We start from the raw sequence: 19,182 nt of genomic DNA on the forward strand, positions 1-19,182 counted from the left end.
CCTCTGCTCTTTCCTGCCTGGCCCTCAGAAGGCGCCCGCGGCGCGCAGCTTTTCGGCCTTTTCGGCGTTGTACCACCAGAAGTCCAACGCGCCCAGCGCATAAGGCGGCAGCGGGTCGGGGTGTTCATACATGTCGTAGTAGGCCACCGTATGCTGGGCCTTGAACCATTGCGGCACCCAGAAGCGCCAGGCCCGCAGCACGCGGTCCAGCGCATGGACCGCGACGGTCATCTCCGCGCGCGTCGTCGCGGCCTCGACCCGCGCGATCAGCGCATCGACCGCCGGATCGGCCAGCCCCATGGCGTTGAAGGCATCGCCCACCGAATTCGAGCCGAAATATTGCTGGAGCCCCGCACCGGGGATGTAATCCTGACCCAGCTGGGCGGTGATCATGTCAAAGTCGTGGTTGCGCTCGCGGTTGGTGTATTGGGCGTCATCCACGCGGGTGTGGACCGCATCCACGCCCAGCCGGCGCAGGTTCTCGACATAGGGGTTGATGACCCGGTCGAAGGTCTGGCTGTCGTTCAGGATCTCGACGCGCAGGGTCTCGCCGGCGGCGTTGCGGCGCAGCCCGTCATCGCCCACGACCCAGCCCGCCGCATCCAGAAGCGCGGCCGCCTTGCGCATGTTGCCCCGGTCAAGCTGGCGCTTGCCCGACACCGGCGGCATCACCGCGGGATCGCGCAGCACACCGTCGGGCAATTGCTCGGCCAGCGGGCGCAGAAGCGCCAGCTCGGCCTCGGACGGCGTGCCCTGCGCGGCCAGCTCCGAATTGTCCCAGAAGGATGTGGTCCGCGTGTAAAGCCCGTAGAACAGCGTCTCGTTCGACCATTCGAAATTGAACATCAGCCCCAGCGCCTCGCGCACGCGGATGTCCTGGAACCGCGCGCGGCGCAGGTTGATGGCAAAGCTCTGCCCGGTGCTGATGGTGCCATCGGGCAGCATCCGCTGGACAACCCAGCCCTTTTCCAGCGCCGGGAAATCGTAGCGGGTCGCCCAGATCAGCGACGAGGCCTCGTTGCGGAAGGTATAGGCCCCGGCCTTGAACCCTTCGAAGGCGGCTTCGTAATCGCCGAAATACTCGATGCGGATGCGGTCGAAATTGTTGCGCCCCACATTCAGCGGCAGATCGCGGCCCCAATACTCGGGGTTGCGTTTCCAGACCACGCGCCGGCCCATGTCGGCGCTGTCCAGAACATAGGGCCCCGAACCCAGGAAGGGCGCGTCCTGGCTCTGTTCGAGATCCAGCCCGCGGCGGTCGTGATCGGCGCGCGAGAAGACCGGCAGCCCCCCGACCTGCTGGATCAGGTCGCGGCGGGGATAGCCGGGCTTGAAGGTGAAGCGGATCGACAGCGGGTCCAGCACCTCGGCGCTCTCGACCTGCTGGGACAGCACCGCGCGGAACGAACTCAGCCCCTTGTCACGCAGCAATTCATACGAGAACAGGACATCCTCGGCGGTGACGGGGCTGCCGTCGGAAAAGCGGGCCTCGGGGCGCAGGTGAAAAACCACCCAGTCGCGGCTTTCGGGATATTCGAGACGCTCCGCCAGCAGGCCATAGGCCGCGCCGATCTCGTCGGCGGTGCCGGCCAGCAGCGATTCATGGACCACCGAGGACAGGGCCGCCGCGCGGCCGCGGATCGTGTAGGGGTTGAAGCTGTCAAATCCCCCCGGCGCCCAGACCGAGATCTCGCCGCCCTTGGGGGCCGCGGGGTTGACGTAATCGAGATGCGCGAAATCGGGGCCGTATTTCAGGTCGCCGAAGGTCGAGATGCCATGCGCGCGGATCACCACCTCGGCCTGCGCCACCGCCGCCCAGAATGTCAGCATCGCCACGATCAGCCCGCGCATCCATGATGCCATCTCGTCTGCCTCCCCTGAAGTCGTGTGTCCTAGCTAAGACCGCGCATGGCCGCGCTTCAAGCCGCGATTGCGCCGGATCGGCGGAATTGCCCGCCGGATCGGCGCGGGGCGCACACGCGCAAGGCGAATTCGCCCATGAAAAAGGGCCCCGCTTGCGCGAGGCCCCGTCAGATCCCGGTGCCCATGCGGGCGACGGATCATTCGTTGACGCTGTCCTTCAGGGTCTTGGCGATGGTCACCTTCACCTGCTTGTCGGCCGGCTTCATCATGGTCTCGCCAGTGGCAGGGTTGCGGACCTGGCGCTCGGGGCGCGCCCGGCAGGAGACCTTCCCGATGCCCGGCAGAGTGACCGCGCCGCCGGCCGCAACCTCGCGCGTCACGATCGCGGCGATCGCGTCGAGAGCGGCAGCGGCGGCTTTCTTGTCGGAACCCATCTCTTCGGCCAGGGCCGCCACCAGCTGGGTCTTGGTCATCGGTTTCGACATTCTCTGTCTCCTCTCCGCTGCCCCTTGTGTTCGGGGCATGTGAAAAACTGTCCCGCCGCCGATGCGGCATGATGGCCTGTAACACACGGTTTTCCCCAACGACGCAAGCGATTTCGCGCAGCGACTGCACTTTTTCGCGCCACGTCGTTGACGGTGAAGACGGCTAGAGAAACGCGGTTTCGTCGAAGCTGCGCAGCTTGCGGCTGTGGATGCGCTCAAGCGGCATGTCGCGCAACTTCTCCATTGCGCGCACCCCGATCCGCAGGTGGCTGGCGACCTGGGTGCGGTAGAATTCGGTCGCCATGCCGGGCAGTTTCAGCTCGCCGTGAAGCGGCTTGTCGGACACGCACAACAGCGTGCCATAGGGCACCCGGAAGCGGAAGCCGTTGGCCGCGATGGTGGCGCTTTCCATGTCCAGCGCGACGGCGCGCGACTGGCTCAGCCGCTGGACCGGGCCGGACTGGTCGCGCAACTCCCAGTTGCGGTTGTCGATCGTGGCCACGGTGCCGGTGCGCATGATCCGCTTCAGGTCATAGCCCTCGAGGCGCGTGACCTCGGCCACGGCTTCCTGAAGCGCGATCTGGATCTCGGCCAGCGCCGGGATCGGCACCCAGACCGGCAGGTCGTCGTCCAGAACGTGATCCTCGCGCAGATAGGCATGGGCCAGAACGTAATCGCCCAGCCGCTGCGAATTGCGCAGCCCCGCGCAATGACCCACCATCAGCCAGGCATGCGGGCGCAGCACCGCAATATGGTCGGTGGCGGTCTTGGCGTTCGACGGCCCCACCCCGATGTTGACCAGCGTGACCCCCTGCCCGTCCGGGCGCTTGAGGTGATAGCTGGGCATCTGCGGCAGCTTGGCGGGCACCGGAAGGTGCTGGTCGGGCGCGGTGATCGACTGGTCGCCCGGCCCCACGAATTCGCTGTAGCCCGAGGCCGGATCGCCCAGCGCCGCGCGGGCCAGCGCCTCGAATTCCTCGACGTAGAACTGGTAGTTGGTGAACAGGACGTGGTTCTGGAAATGCTCGGGCCGGGTGGCGGTGTAATGGGCCAGCCGCGCCAGCGAATAATCCACCCGTTGCGCGGTGAAGGGCGCCAGATGCCCCGAGCCGTCGGGGTTCGGCCCGGCGGTGCCGTTCACGATATCGTCGTTCATCGAGGCCAGGTCCGGCACGTCGAAGACATCGCGCAGCGAATAGTCCAGAACCCCCTCCTGCGGGATGGTCAGATCCGCGCGCGAGGCCACGGCGAAATGCACCGGGATCGGCGTCTGCGAGGAACCCACCTCGACCGGCACGCCATGCGCGCGGATCAGAAGATCCAACTGCTGGGTCAGATAGTTGCGAAACAGGTCCGGGCGCGTGATCGTGGCGCTGTAGGTGCCCGGCTCGGCGACATGACCGAAGGCCAGGCGGCTGTCGGACTTGGTGTGGCTGGCGGTGGTGATGCGCACCTGCGGGTAGAAGGCGCGCTGGCGGGTCTCGGGGCGCAGCCCCTCGGCCGCGCGCGAGAAGGCCTGCGCCAGAAAGCCCGTCGCTTCCTCGTAGAGCGCGCAGAGCCGCGCCACCGCGGCCCCGGCATCGGTGAAAGGTTCCATCGGCGCCGGCGGCGGGCTGGCAACCGTCAGAGGGTCGGCAGAATTCATGCGAAAAGATCCGTCAGTTCAAATCGGGTGACATCCACCAGCCCCAGATCCGAGATCCGCAATTCCGGGATCACCACCAGGGCCAGCAGGCTATGTTGCATGTAGGCGTTATTGAGCGTGCATCCACATTCGGCCATCGCCGCGACCATGCGCGCGGCGTCGCGGGCGACCTGGGCGGCCGGCGCGTCCGACATCAGCCCGGCGATGGGCAGCGCGACATGCGCGATCTCGGCGCCGTCCTTCCAGACGGTGATGCCGCCGCCGGTCTCGCCCAGGCGGTTGGCTGCCGCCGCCATCAGCGCGCAGTCGGTGCCCACCACGATCATGTGGTGGCTGTCATGCGCCACGGTCGAGGCCATGGCCATCCGCCCGCGGTAGCCAAAGCCCGACACCAGGCCATTGGTCACCTTCCCCGTGGCGCGGTGCCGCTCGACCAGCGCGATCTGGGCAATGTCGCGCGCGGGATCGGGGCCGACGCAGCCGTCGGTCACCTCCATCTCGGCGCTCAGGGCGCGGGTGGGGGCCTGGTTCTCGAGCACGCCGATCACGCGGGCGGTGACGCGCCGGGCGCCCGCCGGGGCCACGATCTCGAAATCCGGCGCGGTCAACTGCCGGCCCAGCCGCACCGTGGCACGGACATGCGCGGGCCAGTCGTAATGCGGGCAGTCCACCATCAGCCGTCCGTCCGTCGCCACGATGCGCCCGCGCGCGATCACCTGTTCGATCGGCAGCGTGCGCAGATCCGAGGTCAGGATCAGATCGGCCCGCCGCCCCGGCGCGATCGAGCCCAGCTCGCGCGCAAGGCCGAAATGGGTGGCGGTGTTGATCGTGCACATCTGAAGCGCCACCAGCGGATCGGCACCGCAGTCGATGGCATGGCGCAGGACGCGGTTCATGTGGCCCTCGTGGACCAGCGTGCCGGAATGGCAATCGTCGGTGCACAGGATGAAGCCGCGCGGATCGAGCCCCTTTTCGGTCACCGCGGTGATCTGGGATTTCACGTCATACCAGGCGCTGCCCAGCCGCATCATCGCAGCCATGCCCAGCCGCACGCGGGCGATGGCATCGGCCTCGCAGGTGCCTTCGTGGTCGTCGGCAGGCCCGCCCGCGGCATAGGCGGCAAAGGCCGGGCCCAGATCGGGGCTGGCGTAATGCCCGCCCACGGTCTTGCCCGCGGCCTGCGTCGCGCCGATCTCGGCCAGCATCTTCGGATCGGCCCCGATCACGCCGGGAAAGTTCATCATCTCGCCCAGACCGATGATGCCGGGCCAGGTCATCGCCTCGGCCACGTCGGCGGGGGTGATCTCGTGGCCCGTGGTCTCGAGCCCCGGCGCCGAGGGCGCGCAGGAGGGCATCTGCGTGAAGATGTTGATCGGCTGAAGCGCGGCCTCGTCATGCATCATCCGCACGCCCGCAAGGCCCAGCACATTGGCGATCTCGTGGGGGTCGGTGAACATGGTCGTGGTGCCATGCGGGATCACCGCGGCGGCGAATTCCGCAGGCGTCAGCATCCCGCTTTCGATATGCATATGCGCGTCGCACAGGCCGGGGATCAGATAGCGCCCCTCGGCCTCGATCACCTGCGTCTGCGGGCCGATGCAATGCCCGGCATCGGGGCCGACATAGGCGAAACGGCCCTCGGCCACGGCCACCTGCCAGCCGTCAAGCACCTCGCGCGTGTGGACATTGACCAGCCGCCCGCCACGAATGACAAGGTCGGCCGCCTCGCGGCCCGCGGCGACGGCGATCAGGCGCGGCGCGGCCTCGGGCCAGCTTTTCAGAATGTTCGCGTGTTCCATGCCAAAGGGTCGCACCACGCCCGCCCGCAGGCAAGTGAAGTTATCGCAATGTTGGCTCTTGCCGCCGCCCCCCGCGCCGTTCGATAGTCGGTCCCATGAAAACGCTTCTGTCCATCGGTCACGGCTATTCCGCCCAGGCGTTGGCCCCGCTTCTGCTGGGCCAGGGCTTTCGCATCATTGCCACCACCCGCAGCCCCGAAAAGGCCGCGCGCCTGCGCGCCGAAGGGGTCGAGTCGCTTGTCTGGCCCGGCGCAGACCTGCGTCCGGCGCTGGCCGAGGCCACGCATCTGCTCAGCTCGGTCGCGCCGGACGCGGCGGGCGATCCCGTCCTGGAGGCGCTGGCCGCGGATCTGCGCGGGACCAACCACCTGGAATGGGTGGGATATCTCTCGACCACCGGCGTCTATGGCGACCGCAAGGGCGGCTGGGTCGACGAGGACAGCCCCCTGACGCCCGGCACCGAGCGCGGCCGCGCCCGCGTGCAGGCCGAAGCCGACTGGCGCGCGACGGGCCTTCCGCTGCACATCTTCCGGCTGGCCGGCATCTACGGCCCAGGCCGCGGCCCCTTCGAGAAGGTCCGCAACGGCACCGCAAGGCGGATCGTGAAACCCGGCCAGGTCTTTTCGCGCGTGCATGTCGATGACATCGCGCAGGTGCTGGCGGCCTCGATCGCGCGGCCCGATCCGGGGCGCGTCTACAATGTCTGCGACGACGACCCCGCCCCCCCCGAGGACATCATCGCCCATGCCGCGGCGCTGCTGCGGTTGCCGGTGCCGCCGGCGGTGTCGTGGGAGGCGGTGAACCTGCCGCCGATGGCGCGCAGCTTCTATTCGGAATCGAAACGCGTGCGCAACGACCGGATCAAGTCCGAACTGGGCGTGACGCTGATCCACCCCGACTACCGCGCGGGGCTGGCGGCGGTCCTGCGGGCGGAAACCGGCGCATGAGGCGGCTGCGGGCGGTCATCGCGCATCGCTGGCGCGGCTGGCTGGTGCTGGGGGCGCTGGTCGTGGTGGGGCTGCGCACCGATCCGCGCACGGTCGAACATTGGGGCGACAATTACCAGATCGCGCTGCCGGTTCTGGCGCTGGCCTGCGAGGCCACGAACGGCGGCGCGCTGGAATATGCCGGGCGCTATGCGGTGATGTTCGTGGGGCTGCACGGCACCAAGCGCGCCCTGGGCGAGACGCCGCTGAACGCCCGCCCGCGCGGCGGCTACGAGGGCTTTCCCTCGGGCCATACCGCCACCGCCACCTTTGGCGCGGCGAATCTGATGACCTCCTGCGTCAAGCGCCAGCCGGTCGTGCAGACGGCCATCGCGCTGGCGGCGGGCTATACCGGGGCCTCGCGCATCGCCACGGGCTGGCATGACATCTGGCAGGTGATGGCCGGGGCGATCTGGGGGATCCTGTGCGCGCTGGCCTTCGGCAAGGGCCGCGCGCCGCGCCGGCTGCTGGTGCGCGCCTGGGCCTGGCGCCGCAACCGCAGGGCCGCCCCCTCCGAAACGTGCCCCCCCAAAATGTGCCCCCCCGAAACGTGAACGGCGCCGGGGAAGCCCCGACGCCGCATCCGTCATTCCAAAGGCGCCACATCCGGCGCGCGTGTCATTCGGCGGCGGTGCGCCCCGACCATTCGGCCCCGGCCTCGCCATGCAGGAACCCGTCCGAGAACCGCCCGCCCGGCGCTTCGGGCAAAAGCTGGGCAACCAGTTCGTCGCCCGAGATGCGCCCGGCAATCCGGTCGGCATAGCCCTGGCAGAGATCGGCGAAATGCCCGGTTTGCGGCGACAGGCGCAGCGCCTGAACGCCGGCCTCGCGCAGCGCTTCGATCTGATGGGCCATGCAGGCGGTGCTGGCCGAAAGCGTCTGCACCCCGTTGACCGCCAGGAACGGCTGACCATCCAGCGTGTCGACCTCGCGGCCGTCCAGATCCTCGCCGCAGACGAACTGGCAATTGTCCTTGGCGCGGTCATGCAGGCGCGCGTGATAGCACCGCCCCGAAATCGCCAGCGGCAGACGGCCGTGGCCCCAGACCTCGATGGCGACGCCTTCCTCGGCGCCCGCACGCGCCAGCGTGGCGATCGATTCAACCGGCATCTCGGGCGGCAGGCAGATCCGCGTGGCGCCGCGTTTGGCCATCCAGCGCAGCGTGCCTTCGTTGTAGACATTGACCAGCGGGCTGATCCACAGCTCGGTGCCCTCGGGGATCAGGCGCAGCGCGGCAATGTCGGCCACCTCGATCGGCAGGCCCATCTCGAGCAGGTCGCCCACCATCTTGCGTTCGCGCTTGAGGGTGATCAGCGCCAGCGTCGACAGCGCCACCGACTTGCCGCCGGCTTGCAGTTTCTCGATCGCGGGCGGGATCTGGTCGGTCCAGAACGACATCCGCTTCGAGCAGACGACCTCGCCCAGGACCACGCGCTGCACCGGCGCGGAGACAAGCGAGTCATAAAGGTCGCGCACCTGCGCGGCCGACCAGAAGAAAAGGTTGGGTCCGACGGTCAGTTCCATGTGTCTTCCCCCTTATCGCCAGGTCTTGGCATAGGCGCCGGCGGTGCCGGCCTGCCCCTCGGCCAGACGCGCCAGCGCGCCTTCGGGCATCGGGCGGCCTTCCTCCACGGCCTCGACCGCGGCGCGGAAGGTGCGCACGACCTCGGCAACATAGGCGCGCGAGCGCTGCCGCCCCTCGATCTTGAGCGCGGTGACCCCGGCCTTGGCCAGCGCCGGGATCAGGTGGCGCGCGTCAAGGCTGACCGGATCTTCGAAGACATGGCCGGTCTGGTTCTCGGAGGTGAAGCAGCCCTTGCACAGCGTCGGATAGGGCGCGGGCCGGTCCTTGGGCGTGCGGTTGATGGTGAACCCGCCCAGCCGCGCGGCCAGTTCGTTGCCTTCCTCGGCATAGGCCACATGGCTTGCCGGCGAGCAGACGCCGTTCATGTTGGGCGATTTGCCGGTGGCATAGGACGACAGCGAGCAGCGCCCCTCGGCCATCACGCACAGCCCGCCGAACACGAAGACCTCGGTCTCGGCGTCGATTTCCTTGTTGATCTCGGCGATCTCCTGAACCGTCAGCACCCGCGGCAGCACCACGCGCTTCACGTCAAAGGTCTCGGCGTAGAAGTTGATCGCATCGGGGTTGGCGGCGGCGGCCTGCACCGACAGGTGCCGGCGCAGACGCGGGTGATGCGTCGCGGCGTAGTCCAGCAGGCCCACATCGGCCAGGATCACGGCATCGGCGCCCGCGGCCTCGGCATCGGCCAGGCGCTGATGCCACAGCTTTTCACCGCCCGCGCGCGGAAATGTGTTCAGCGCGACCAGCACCTTGGCGCCGCGCTTGTGCGCGCCGGCCACGGCCTCGGTCAGTTCCTCGGTCGAGAAGTTCAGCCCCGGAAAATTGCGCGCGTTGGTCTCGTCCGAGAACCCGCAATAGACCGAATGCGCGCCGGCCTCGACCGCGGCGCGCAACGCGGCGGGGGTTCCCGCCGGGCAGACCAGTTCCATCATGTCCAGCCTCCTGCCAGCGTATCGACCCGATGCAGCACCACGCCCGACTGTTTCTCAGCCTGCGCGATCGCGGCCCGCAGGAACCCGCGCATCGGACCGGCCATCTCGGCCAGTTCCTCGGTCAGGTCCAGTTCGGCGTCGTCGATGGCGTTGCGAAGCGCGACCACGGCGGAGGTATCCCCCTCCACCACCAGATCGCGCGAGAAGAAGAGCGCGTCGCCGTCATAGGCGCCGTGCATCATGCCCAGGAACCCCGCCATGGGACCGGCGATGCGCGCATCCGACGGCGGCGCCGTCCGGTGGGCCGACAGCCGCACCTTGCCGCCGCGCAGGTCCATCAGGAACACCATCGGCAGGTCGGTCGGGTCCAGCGCGAACCGCTTGTTGCCATGTTCGCCCAGCCGCCGGAACATGCTTGCATGGCGCTTGGCGATACGGCGCGACAGCGCCGACAGCGCGATGCTGACCGGCATCAGCGGCAAGGGGCGCATCGCCGCACCCACAAGGCGGGGCAAGCGCGGGATCGAAGGGGCGTGATCGGCCATTGACGTGTCCTTTCCGCAGGCATCCCGAAAACCCCGCGGGGATACGCGGAGCAGCAAGGGACGGTCCTGATTGCGCCGGTTTAGCGACAATGCCAATGCGGCAACTTGATCGAGGTCAAACCATCGCCGGGGGCGCCCTGCTATCCCGCGGCGATGGCCAAGCGCCGATTTTCCCTGTGAAAGGCTCGACATGCGCAAACTGCCCGTCTTCCCCAGCCTGCGCAGCTTCCTGGACTGGTCGAAGGGCCGGGGGGAACTGAGCACCCTTCCCGACCCGGTGCGCGTCGTTCACCAGATGACCGCCGTTCACGATGCCGTGTTGCGCCGGTCGGGTCCGGTGCTGCGTTTCGACGCCCCGATCCTGGCCGATGGCACCCGTTCGTCGATTCCCGTGGTGACCAATGTCTTCGGCACGACCGAACGCGTGGCCGCGGGCCTGGGGCTGCCGCTCGACCGGGTGTCCGAATTCGGCGAATTCCTGGCCTCGCTGCGCGCGCCCGCCCCGGTCGAGGGCATGCGCGATGCGATGTCGCGCTGGCCCATGCTCAAGGCGGCGCTGTCCACCCGGCCCAAGATGTCGAAGACAGGCCCGGTGCAGGAGGTGGTTCTGGAGGGCGACGCGGTCGACATGACCCGCATTCCCGTGCAGACGCCCTGGCCGGGCGATGCCGGCCCGCTGCTGACCTGGACCACCGTCATCACCCGCGCCCATGGCACCGAAGCCGACGCCGCCGCGCGCTATAACCTGGGCGTCTATCGCGCGCAGGTCATCGGCCGCGACCGCATCATCATGCGCTGGCTGGCGCATCGGGGCGGGGCCGCGCATCACCGCACCTGGGCGCAGGCCAACGAACCCATGCCCGTGGCCGTGGTGCTGGGCGCCGATCCCGCCACGCTTCTGGCCGCGGCGCTGCCCCTGCCCGAGGGCGTGTCGGAGCTGACCTTCTCCGGCGTGCTGCGGGGCGAACGCGCGCATCTGGTGCCGGCGAAGACCGTGCCGCTTCTGGTCCCGGCCGAGGCGGAGATGGTCCTCGAGGGCTGGATCCACCCCGGCGAGACCGCCGACGAGGGCCCCTTTGGCGATCACACCGGCTATTACAATTCGGTCGAGCCCTTCCCGGTCATGCGCGTCTCGGCCATCACCCATCGGCGCGACCCGCTCTATCTGTCCACCTATACCGGCCGCCCGCCGGACGAGCCCTCGATCATCGGCGAGGTGTTCAACGACCTGGCGCTGCCGGTGATCCGCCAGCAGATCCCCGAGGTCGTGGACATGTGGCTGCCGCCGGCGGCCTGTTCCTACCGCATGGCGGTGGTGTCGATCCGCAAGCGCTATGCCGGGCAGGGCCGGCGGGTGATGATGGCGCTGTGGGGGATGCTGGCGCAATTCTCCTATACCAAGTTCGTGGTGGTGGTGGATGACGACATCGACGTGCGCAACTGGGACGACATCGCCTGGGCGCTGGCCACGCGCATGGACCCCGGCCGCGACGTGATGGTCGTGGACCGCACGCCGATGGATTATCTCGACTTTGCCTCGCCGCTCGAGGGGCTGGCCGGCAAGCTGGGCATCGACGCCACCAACAAGATCGGCGCCGAGACCACGCGCGAATGGGGCCAGGTCATGGCGCTCGATCCGGGCGACCGCGACTTTGCCGCCGATCTGATCGCGCGCCGCCTGCCGGGGCTGAAATGACCGCGCCGCGGGTGGTGCTGGGGGTCTCGGGGGCGTCGGGGGCGGTGCTCTCGCTGGCCTGTGCGCGCATGCTGGCCGAGATGGGCGCCGAGATCGACCTGGTGATCTCGCCCGCGGGGGAACGCACCCTGCTCGAGGAAATCGGCCCCGGCGCGCGCGCCGATCTGACGGCGCTGGTGACGCGGACGCTGCCGGTGCGCGATGTCGGCGCGGCGGTGGCTTCGGGCTCGGCGCGGGTGGCGGGGATGATCGTGGCGCCCTGCTCGATGCGCTCGGTCGCGGCCATCGCGCATGGGCTTGACGACAACCTGCTGACGCGGGCGGCCTCGGTCCAGCTCAAGGAGCGCCGGCCGCTGATCCTGATCGCGCGCGAGGCGCCGCTGACGCTGGCGCATCTTCGCAACATGACCGCGGTGACCGAGATGGGCGGCATCATCCTGCCGCCGGTCCCGGCCTTCTACCTGCGCCCCGCGGGGGTCGAGGAGATCGCCGCGCAAATCGCTGCGCGGGCGGTGGACCTGTTGCGGCTGGCCCCGCCGCGCGCCCGCGCCTGGAGCCCCGAGGCGCCCGGAAACTGAGGCATCCCGCGAACTGAGACCTTCCGCCGGCGCGTGGGGGGGTCAGCGCCTTTCGGGAACGGGCCGGGCGCCGGGTGTGCCAGGCCGCAGGCGCGGGCCGCACAGGACCGGGCCCATCGCCCCAAGCCACAGCGCCCAGGCCAGAAGCCACAACGCCAGCGGCGCCCCGATCGCGCCGCCCGCACGCAGCACCGCCGCGGCAAAGAGCGCGGCAAACCCCGCCGCCAGCAGGGGCGGCGCGGCCAGCGCGCGCCCGGTCTGGCCCAGCGCGCCGCGCGCCATGACCGCCATGGACATGCCGCTGAGCGCCGCGATCGCCATCAGATGCACCGCCGTGACCAGATCCTGCGCGCCCCAGAGCGCCGCGGCCCAAAGCAGTGCACCGGCCCCCAGCCCCAGATGCGCGGCAAGGAAGGCCGCCAGCATCGCATCGGCCCCGCCGCGCACCCGCCAGGCAATGACCCGCGCCAGCACCGCAACGCCCGCCAGCGTCAGAAGCGGCGCCACCGCCCAAGGGAGACCCAGCACCGCCGCCGCCGCAAGCCCCAGCCCCGCGACTGCGCCCGCTTCGGCCCAGAGCGGGTCGCGCCCCCCGCCCCGCGCCTGCACCCCACGCGCGCGGGCCTGCATCACCCGGTTGCGCACCATACCCTGCGTCAGCCGCCCGCCGAACCAGGCGTTCATCATCCCGCAGGCCAGGATCCCGGCCAGGAACCCCGCCCGCGCAAGGCCGGGGGCAAACCCCGTCCAGTCCAGATGCACCGCCAGATTGGCCGCCCAATGCACGCCCAGAATGATCACGAAGACGCCCGTCTGAAGCCGTGGACGGCGGAGCATCTGCGCGATCATGGGCGCGCCGACCAGCGGCGCGAAGCCCAGATCGAGCAGGGCGACCAGCGCCGGCGGCAGCCCCGCCGAACCCGCGATCGCCGCCCGCCCGGCCAGCCACAGGCCCGCCGCCATCAGCACGAAGGCACGCCGCGACAGGCCGCGCGGCGGCGCGCCCATGAAGATGCCCGCCAGCACCGCCCCGCCGTAACCGAAGACCAGCTCATGCGCATGCCATTGCGCCGCCGGCATCCGTAGCGCCAGCGGCATTCCAAGGCCCCCCAGATGCACGGCCCAGATCAGCATGGCCAGAAACGCCCCCAGACCGGCGGCCAGATGCATCAGCCGGAAGGGCTCGGCCGTGATCCGGGCCAGGGTCGGGAAAAGCGCGGAACGGATATCCATCGCGGGTCTGTGCCATGTCCCCCGCCGCCGGGCAAGCGCCCCCGCATGTCGGAACGGGCTGATCCGATCGGGCGCCCCCGCCGGTCAGAACGCGGCCCGCCCGGGTCTGGACGGGCGGGCCGCTTGCGCGCGCGCCGGGCCACCGCCCCCCAAGGGACAGGAGGGCGGGCCGGCGCCGCGCCAAACCTCAGCCGTAGGTGCGGCGGTCCTCGATCACCTTGCCGTCATTGGGCAGGGCGCCGGGGGCCACGATCTCGACCCGGCCCTTCATCTTGAGCACCTCGACCACCGAGGCCTCGTAGGGCGCAGCCTCGGCCGAGGGCGTCTCGACCTGCACGCGCATCACGTCCATCTCGCCCTCGCGCTCGGCCACGACGCGGGCACGGGCGACCTCGGGGTGGCGGGCGACGAAGGCGGCCACCTGCTCGGGGCGCACGAACATGCCCTTGATCTTGGTGGTCTGGTCGGCGCGCCCCATCCAGCCCTTGATGCGCATGTTGGTGCGCCCGCAGGGCGAGACCCCCGGCAGCACCGCCGACAGATCCCCGGTGGCAAAGCGCACCAGCGGGTAATCGGGGTTGAGCGTGGTCACGACGACCTCGCCGACCTCGCCCTCGGGGACGGGATCGCCGGTGCCGGGGCGCACGATCTCGACGATCACGCCCTCGTCGACGATCATCCCCTCCATCGCGGGGCTTTCATAGGCGATATTGCCCAGATCGGCGGTGGCATAGCATTGCAGGCAGGCAATGCCGCGGGCGCGGTATTCGGCGCGCAGCGACGGGAAGAGCGCGCCCCCCCCCACCGCCGCGCGCGAGATCTTGAGCACCTCGCCCATCTCGTCGGCCTTGTCGAGGATCACCTTCAGGAAATCGGGCGTGCCGGCATAGACGCTGGTGCCGATGTCGGCGGCGGCGCGCACCTGAAGTTCGGTCTGGCCGGTGCCGGCGGGCAGAACCGCCGCCCCCACCGCGCGCGCACCGGATTCGAAGATCATCCCCGCGGGCGTCAGGTGATAGCCAAAGCAGTTCTGCACGATATCGCCCGGCCCCACCCCCGCGGCATGCAGGAACCGGCCCATCCGCCACCAATCGGGCGCGGTCGAGCCGGGTTCGTAGATCGGGCCGGGGCTCTGGAAGATATGCTCGAACCCCGAGGCGTCGCGCGTGGTCAGCCCGCCGAAGGGGGCGTGGCGCTTCTGCGCGGCGCCCAGGTCGGACTTGCGCAGCACCGGCAGCCGCGCCAGATCGGCCAGCGTGGTGATCCGGGTCGGGTCCAGATCGCCCAGATGCGCGGCGATCCCCGGCGCGCCCAGCGCCCGCGCGATCTGCACCGGCAGGGCGCGGGCCAGATCCTCGGCGCGCCGCTCGGCGCTGCGGGTCTCGAGGGTGTCGAAGGGACGGGTCATGTCGGGGCCTCCTCGGGGCGCGGCGGAAGGGGAAGGAACGTGGGCTCAGGCCAGCCAGCGCTTGCGGCGGCGATAGCTGCGCACCTCGCGGAAGGACTTGCGGCCCTCGTCGGACATGCCGAGATAGAATTCCTTGACGTCGGGGTTCTCGCGCAGGGCGGCGGCGGGGCCATCCATCACCACGCGGCCCGATTCCAGAATATAGCCGTAATGGGCATAGCGCAGCGCGACATTGGTGTTCTGCTCGGCCAGAAGGAAGGTCACGCCCTCGTTCTCGTTCACGGCCTTGACGATCTCGAAGATCTGCTCGACCAGCTGCGGCGCAAGCCCCATCGAGGGCTCGTCGAGAAGGATCGTCTCGGGGCGCGACATCAGCGCCCGGCCGATGGCGACCATCTGCTGTTCGCCCCCCGAGGTATAGCCCGCCTGCGAACGCCGCCGCTCGCGCAGGCGGGGGAAATATTCATAGACCATCTCCAGATCGGCGGCGATGGCGGCGCGGCCGTCGGTGCGGGTATAGGCGCCGGTCAGAAGGTTCTCCTCGACGGTCAGGTGCTCGAAGCAATGCCGCCCCTCCATCACCTGGATGACGCCCTTGCGCACCAGATCGGCGGGCGCCATGTCCTGAATGCCCTCGCCGCGATAGACGATCGAGCCCTTGGTGACCTCGCCGCGTTCGGATTTCAGAAGATTGGAAATGGCCTTGAGCGTGGTGGTCTTGCCCGCGCCATTGCCGCCCAGAAGGGCCGTGATCCCGCCCTTGGGCACCGACAGGCTGACCCCTTTCAGCACCAGGATGACGTGATTGTAGATCACCTCGATGTTGTTGACCTCGAGCAGCGTCTCGACCTGCGTCTCGGGCGTGGGCTTGGCGTCGAACATGGGGCCTCCGGGCGATGGGCGCGCCAGATGCGCGCCGGGTTCGGAAGGCACCGCCCGGGGGTCCGGGCGGTGCGAATGGCAGACGCGCCGCTTACTGGCAGCGCGGGGTGATGTTGTTCTCGGCCGCGAAGGCCGCCGAATCCTCGGCCACCAGCGGGTCGAGCACCGCGTCATCGGGCGCGATGAAGCCGGTGATCGAATTCCACGTGCCGGCCGCGGCATCCCATTGCTGGATCATCGCCGCGCCGGGGCCACCGTGGTCGGTGCACGAGGCCGCGAAGGGCGGACCGAATTGCGGCAGGCCCAGTTCGGCCATGCGCTCCTCGGTGATCTCGAGGTTCTCGAACCCGTCGCGGACCTGCGCGGCATTCACCGCCGAAGTGCCGTGGATCTCCTGACCCTTGCGGATGGCCTCGGCGATCACCATCGCCGCATACATCCCGCGCGAATAGAGCACGGTGCCGACCATGTCGCCCGCGCCGGCGGCCTTGCCCGCATCGACGACATATTTCTGGATGTCGGCATAGATCGGGTAATCCATCCCGGTGCCGTGCATGGTCAGCGCCTTGTAGCCGTTGGCGCCGTCACCCGCGGGCTTCACGTCGTTTTCCGAGCCCGACCACCAGATGCCGATGAAATGATCCATCGGATAGCGGATGTTCACCGCCTCCTGGATGGCGACCTGGTTCATGACGCCCCAGCCCCACATCAGCACGTAATCGGGCTTGTCACGACGGATCTGGAGCCACTGGCTCTTCTGCTCCTGGCCGGGGTGATCGACCGGCACCGCCTGCAGCTCGAAGCCGTGTTTCTCGGACAGCGCCTGAAGGGTGCGGATCGGCTCCTTGCCATAGGCCGAATTGTGATAGAGCAGCGTGACCTTCTTGCCGGCCAGATCGCCGCCGTTCTCGTCCAGAAGATACTTGATCGCCACCGAGGCGCCGTCCCAGTAGTTGGCCGGATAGTTGAACACCCATTCGAACACCGAGCCATTGGCCGCCGAGGTGCGCCCGTAGCCGGGGGTGTAGAGGGTGATGCCGTCGGCGGTGACCTTGGGGATCAGCTGATAGGTGATGCCGGTCGACAGCGGGTTATAGGCCAGCGCACCCATGCCCTTGGTCGACTCATAGCATTCGACGCCCTTTTCGGTGTTATAGGCGGTCTCGCATTCGGGCACCTGCACGATCTCGCCGCCGATGCCGCCGTCGCGCTCGTTCAGAAGCGTGAAATAGTCGTTGAAGCCGTCGGCATAGGGGATGCCGTTCGCCGCATAGGCGCCGGTGCGATAGCTCAGGTTCGGGACGACCAGATCGGCCATCGCCGGGCCCGCCAGCGCGATCGCGGTCACCACCGCGGTCGTGAACTTGGACTTCATGGATTCTCCTCCCAGAGATGTTGGTGTGCACGCCGCCTTGGGGCGGTCTTCGTCTTGGGCGGCCCCCGTCAAAGGGGGCCCCCGCCTAGTGCGGGAAGGGCCAGAGCCGGAGTTTCTCCTTGGTCAGGCGCCACAGCTGCGCCAGCCCGTGCGGCTCGACGATCAGGAAGATGATGATCAGCGCGCCGACGATCATCAGCTCGATATGGGCGGCCAGGTCGGTGGGCCATCCCAGCGTGCCGACCAGAACGTTCTTGAGAAGCACCGGCAGCAGCACCAGGAAGGCCGCGCCCGCGAAGCTTCCGAAGATCGACCCCAGCCCGCCGATGATGACCATGAACAGGATCAGGAAGGACTTCTGGATGCCGAAGGATTCGCCCACCTCGGCCGCGCCCAGATAGACCGAGAAGAACAGCGCCCCCGCCACCCCGATATAGAACGAGCTGACCGCAAAGGCCGACAGCTTGGTGGTCAGCGGGTTCACCCCGATGATCTCGGCGGCGATGTCCATGTCGCGGATGGCCATCCACTTGCGGCCGGTGGTGCCGCGGGTCAGGTTGCGCGCCACCAGCGCCAGCACGAAGACGAAGGCCAGGCAGAACAGGTATTTCGCCGAAGCCGAGGTCTGCGCGCCGGTCACGAACTGGCCCAGGAAGGTGCGTTCGGGCGCGGTGATCTGGCCCGAGGCCGAGTTGTTGTAGAACCACGGCACCTTGTTGAAGAGCCAGACCAGGAAGAACTGCGCCGCCAGCGTCGCCACGGCCAGATAGAACCCCTTGATCCGCAGGGACGGCAGCCCGAACAGCACCCCCACCCCGGCGGTGACCAGCCCCGCCAGCAGCACGTTGAGCACCATCGACATCTCGGGGAAGGCGGTCATCAGCTTGTAGCAGGCATAGGCCCCCACCGCCATGAACCCGCCCGTGCCCAAGCTGACCTGCCCGGCATACCCGGTCAGGATGTTCAGCCCCAGCGCCGCGATCGCATAGATCAGGAAGGGCACGAAGACCGCATTGGCCCAGTAGTCGTTGATGAAGAAGGGCACCACGGCAAAGGCCGCCGCGACGGTGGTGTAATAGGCGATCCGGTCGAAGCGGATCGGGAAGGTCTGGTTGTCCTCGCGGTAAGTGGTCTTGAAATCGCCGGCTTCACGGTAAAGCATGATGGACCTCCCTCAGACCCGTTCGATGATGCGTTCGCCGAACAGCCCCTGGGGCCGGAAGACGAGGAAAAGGAGCGCCAGCATGTAGGCGAACCAGTTTTCGGTGGCGCCGCCGATCATCGGACCGATGGAGAATTCGAAGAGCTTCTCGCCCACGCCGATGATGAGCCCGCCGACGATGGCGCCGGGGATCGAGGTGAAGCCGCCCAGCATCAGCACCGGCAGCGCCTTGAGCGCGATCAGCGACAGCGAGAATTGCACCCCCGACTTGGTGCCCCACATGATCCCCGCGACCAGCGCCACGAAGCCCGCGATCGACCAGACCAGCACCCAGATGAAGCGCAGGCTGATGCCGACCGACAGCGCCGCCTGGTGGTCATCGGCCACCGCACGCAGCGCCCGGCCCTGCTTGGAATACTGGCTGAAGACGGTCAGCGCCGTCACCAGGGCCACGGCCACGACCGTCGCCACGATGTCGAGATTGTCGATGAAGAAGCCATAGCCGAACCAGTCGGCGGTCACGCTCTCGATGGTCTCGGAGATGCCCTGCGGCAGGCCCACGTCCAGCTTCTTGATGTCGGCGCCCCACATGACGTCGCCGAAACCCTCAAGGAAATAGGCCAGCCCGATCGTGGCCATGAACAGGATGATCGGCGCCTGGTTGACCAGATGCTTGAGCACCAGCTTCTCGACCGCGATCGCCATCAGCACCATGACCCCCGCGGTCAGCGCGATCGCCACCACCGCCGGCAGGTGCCAGCCGAAATGGTGCAGATCGGTGCCGAAGACGGCGTTGATCAGATGCGCGAAGGGCACCTGGCCCTGTTGCAGGCCCACCAGCGTCAGCGCCGCGAACAGCGCCAGCACGCCCTGGGCGTAGTTGAAGATCCCGCTGGCCTTGAAGATCAGGACGAAACCCAGCGCCACGAGCGAATACATCACCCCGGCCATGAGGCCGTTGAGCGTGACCTCCATCGCATAAACGAGTTGATCCGGCATGCTGTCCCC

At 68.7% G+C, this 19,182-nt stretch carries 17 protein-coding genes; 4 read left to right on the top strand and 13 right to left on the bottom strand.

The window, feature by feature from the left end:
* Window positions 1–24 precede the first annotated feature (24 nt).
* From BW949_RS13705 to ade, 4 genes are all read right to left on the bottom strand, one after another.
* Window positions 25–1,863, bottom strand: a complete 1,839-nt coding sequence (locus tag BW949_RS13705) for an extracellular solute-binding protein (RefSeq protein ID WP_076367058.1) — start codon at window positions 1,861–1,863, stop codon at window positions 25–27.
* A 197-nt stretch (window positions 1,864–2,060) separates the two neighbouring features.
* Complete coding sequence (locus BW949_RS13710; RefSeq protein WP_076367060.1) at window positions 2,061–2,348, bottom strand: HU family DNA-binding protein; 288 nt, start codon at window positions 2,346–2,348, stop codon at window positions 2,061–2,063.
* Between the two features lie 163 nt (window positions 2,349–2,511).
* Window positions 2,512–3,993: an AMP nucleosidase gene (locus BW949_RS13715; protein WP_076367062.1), complete on the bottom strand. Its 1,482-nt coding sequence runs from the start codon at window positions 3,991–3,993 to the stop codon at window positions 2,512–2,514.
* Window positions 3,990–5,792, bottom strand: coding sequence for an adenine deaminase (ade, locus tag BW949_RS13720; protein ID WP_076367064.1), 1,803 nt, complete (start codon window positions 5,790–5,792; stop codon window positions 3,990–3,992). The genes BW949_RS13715 and ade overlap by 4 nt, the downstream gene beginning before the upstream one ends.
* A gap of 95 nt (window positions 5,793–5,887) precedes the next feature.
* Here ade and BW949_RS13725 point away from each other — a divergent pair, with 95 nt between their 5' ends.
* Window positions 5,888–6,739, top strand: a complete 852-nt coding sequence (locus tag BW949_RS13725; RefSeq protein ID WP_076367066.1) for an SDR family oxidoreductase — start codon at window positions 5,888–5,890, stop codon at window positions 6,737–6,739.
* Window positions 6,736–7,332 carry a phosphatase PAP2 family protein gene (locus tag BW949_RS13730; RefSeq protein WP_076367068.1) on the top strand — a complete coding sequence of 199 codons (597 nt, stop codon included), beginning with the start codon at window positions 6,736–6,738 and terminating at the stop codon, window positions 7,330–7,332. Before BW949_RS13725 ends, BW949_RS13730 begins: the two co-directional genes overlap by 4 nt.
* Before the next feature lie 64 nt (window positions 7,333–7,396).
* Here BW949_RS13730 and ubiV read toward each other — a convergent pair whose 3' ends face one another.
* Genes ubiV through ubiT form a run of 3 tightly spaced genes read right to left on the bottom strand, consistent with a single transcriptional unit; the run spans window position 7,397 to window position 9,840 of the window.
* Window positions 7,397–8,302, bottom strand: coding sequence for a ubiquinone anaerobic biosynthesis protein UbiV (gene ubiV, locus BW949_RS13735; RefSeq protein WP_076367070.1), 906 nt, complete (start codon window positions 8,300–8,302; stop codon window positions 7,397–7,399).
* 12 nt (window positions 8,303–8,314) lie between these two features.
* Window positions 8,315–9,292 (bottom strand): ubiquinone anaerobic biosynthesis protein UbiU, encoded by a 978-nt coding sequence (gene ubiU, locus BW949_RS13740; RefSeq protein WP_076367244.1) that lies wholly within the window; start codon window positions 9,290–9,292, stop codon window positions 8,315–8,317.
* Window positions 9,292–9,840: a ubiquinone anaerobic biosynthesis accessory factor UbiT gene (gene ubiT, locus BW949_RS13745; protein WP_076367072.1), complete on the bottom strand. Its 549-nt coding sequence runs from the start codon at window positions 9,838–9,840 to the stop codon at window positions 9,292–9,294. The genes ubiU and ubiT overlap by 1 nt, the downstream gene beginning before the upstream one ends.
* A 190-nt stretch (window positions 9,841–10,030) precedes the next feature.
* On the opposite strand from ubiT, the gene BW949_RS13750 reads away from it, so the two are divergent.
* A complete protein-coding gene (locus BW949_RS13750; RefSeq protein ID WP_076367074.1) occupies window positions 10,031–11,536 on the top strand; it encodes a UbiD family decarboxylase in 1,506 nt (501 codons plus the stop codon).
* Window positions 11,533–12,114, top strand: coding sequence for a UbiX family flavin prenyltransferase (locus BW949_RS13755; protein WP_076367076.1), 582 nt, complete (start codon window positions 11,533–11,535; stop codon window positions 12,112–12,114). Before BW949_RS13750 ends, BW949_RS13755 begins: the two co-directional genes overlap by 4 nt.
* A 42-nt stretch (window positions 12,115–12,156) precedes the next feature.
* Here BW949_RS13755 and BW949_RS13760 read toward each other — a convergent pair whose 3' ends face one another.
* From BW949_RS13760 to BW949_RS13785, 6 genes are all read right to left on the bottom strand, one after another.
* Complete coding sequence (locus BW949_RS13760; protein ID WP_076367078.1) at window positions 12,157–13,347, bottom strand: NnrS family protein; 1,191 nt, start codon at window positions 13,345–13,347, stop codon at window positions 12,157–12,159.
* Window positions 13,348–13,534: 187 nt separating this feature from the next.
* Entirely contained in the window at window positions 13,535–14,755 is a 1,221-nt protein-coding gene (locus BW949_RS13765) for a phenylacetate--CoA ligase family protein (protein WP_076367080.1), read from the bottom strand.
* Window positions 14,756–14,800: 45 nt separating this feature from the next.
* Window positions 14,801–15,637 (bottom strand): ABC transporter ATP-binding protein, encoded by an 837-nt coding sequence (locus tag BW949_RS13770; protein ID WP_076367082.1) that lies wholly within the window; start codon window positions 15,635–15,637, stop codon window positions 14,801–14,803.
* Between the two features lie 91 nt (window positions 15,638–15,728).
* Window positions 15,729–17,012 carry an ABC transporter substrate-binding protein gene (locus tag BW949_RS13775; protein WP_076367084.1) on the bottom strand — a complete coding sequence of 428 codons (1,284 nt, stop codon included), beginning with the start codon at window positions 17,010–17,012 and terminating at the stop codon, window positions 15,729–15,731.
* Between the two features lie 85 nt (window positions 17,013–17,097).
* The gene (locus BW949_RS13780; protein WP_076367086.1) at window positions 17,098–18,174 is read right to left on the bottom strand and encodes a branched-chain amino acid ABC transporter permease; all 1,077 of its coding nucleotides are present in this window, start codon (window positions 18,172–18,174) and stop codon (window positions 17,098–17,100) included.
* Between the two features lie 12 nt (window positions 18,175–18,186).
* The gene (locus BW949_RS13785; RefSeq protein WP_076367088.1) at window positions 18,187–19,173 is read right to left on the bottom strand and encodes a branched-chain amino acid ABC transporter permease; all 987 of its coding nucleotides are present in this window, start codon (window positions 19,171–19,173) and stop codon (window positions 18,187–18,189) included.
* Between the last annotated feature and the right edge of the window lie 9 nt (window positions 19,174–19,182).

The organism is Phaeovulum vinaykumarii, from assembly GCF_900156695.1.
Taxonomy (GTDB): Bacteria; Pseudomonadota; Alphaproteobacteria; order Rhodobacterales; family Rhodobacteraceae; genus Bieblia_A; species Bieblia_A vinaykumarii.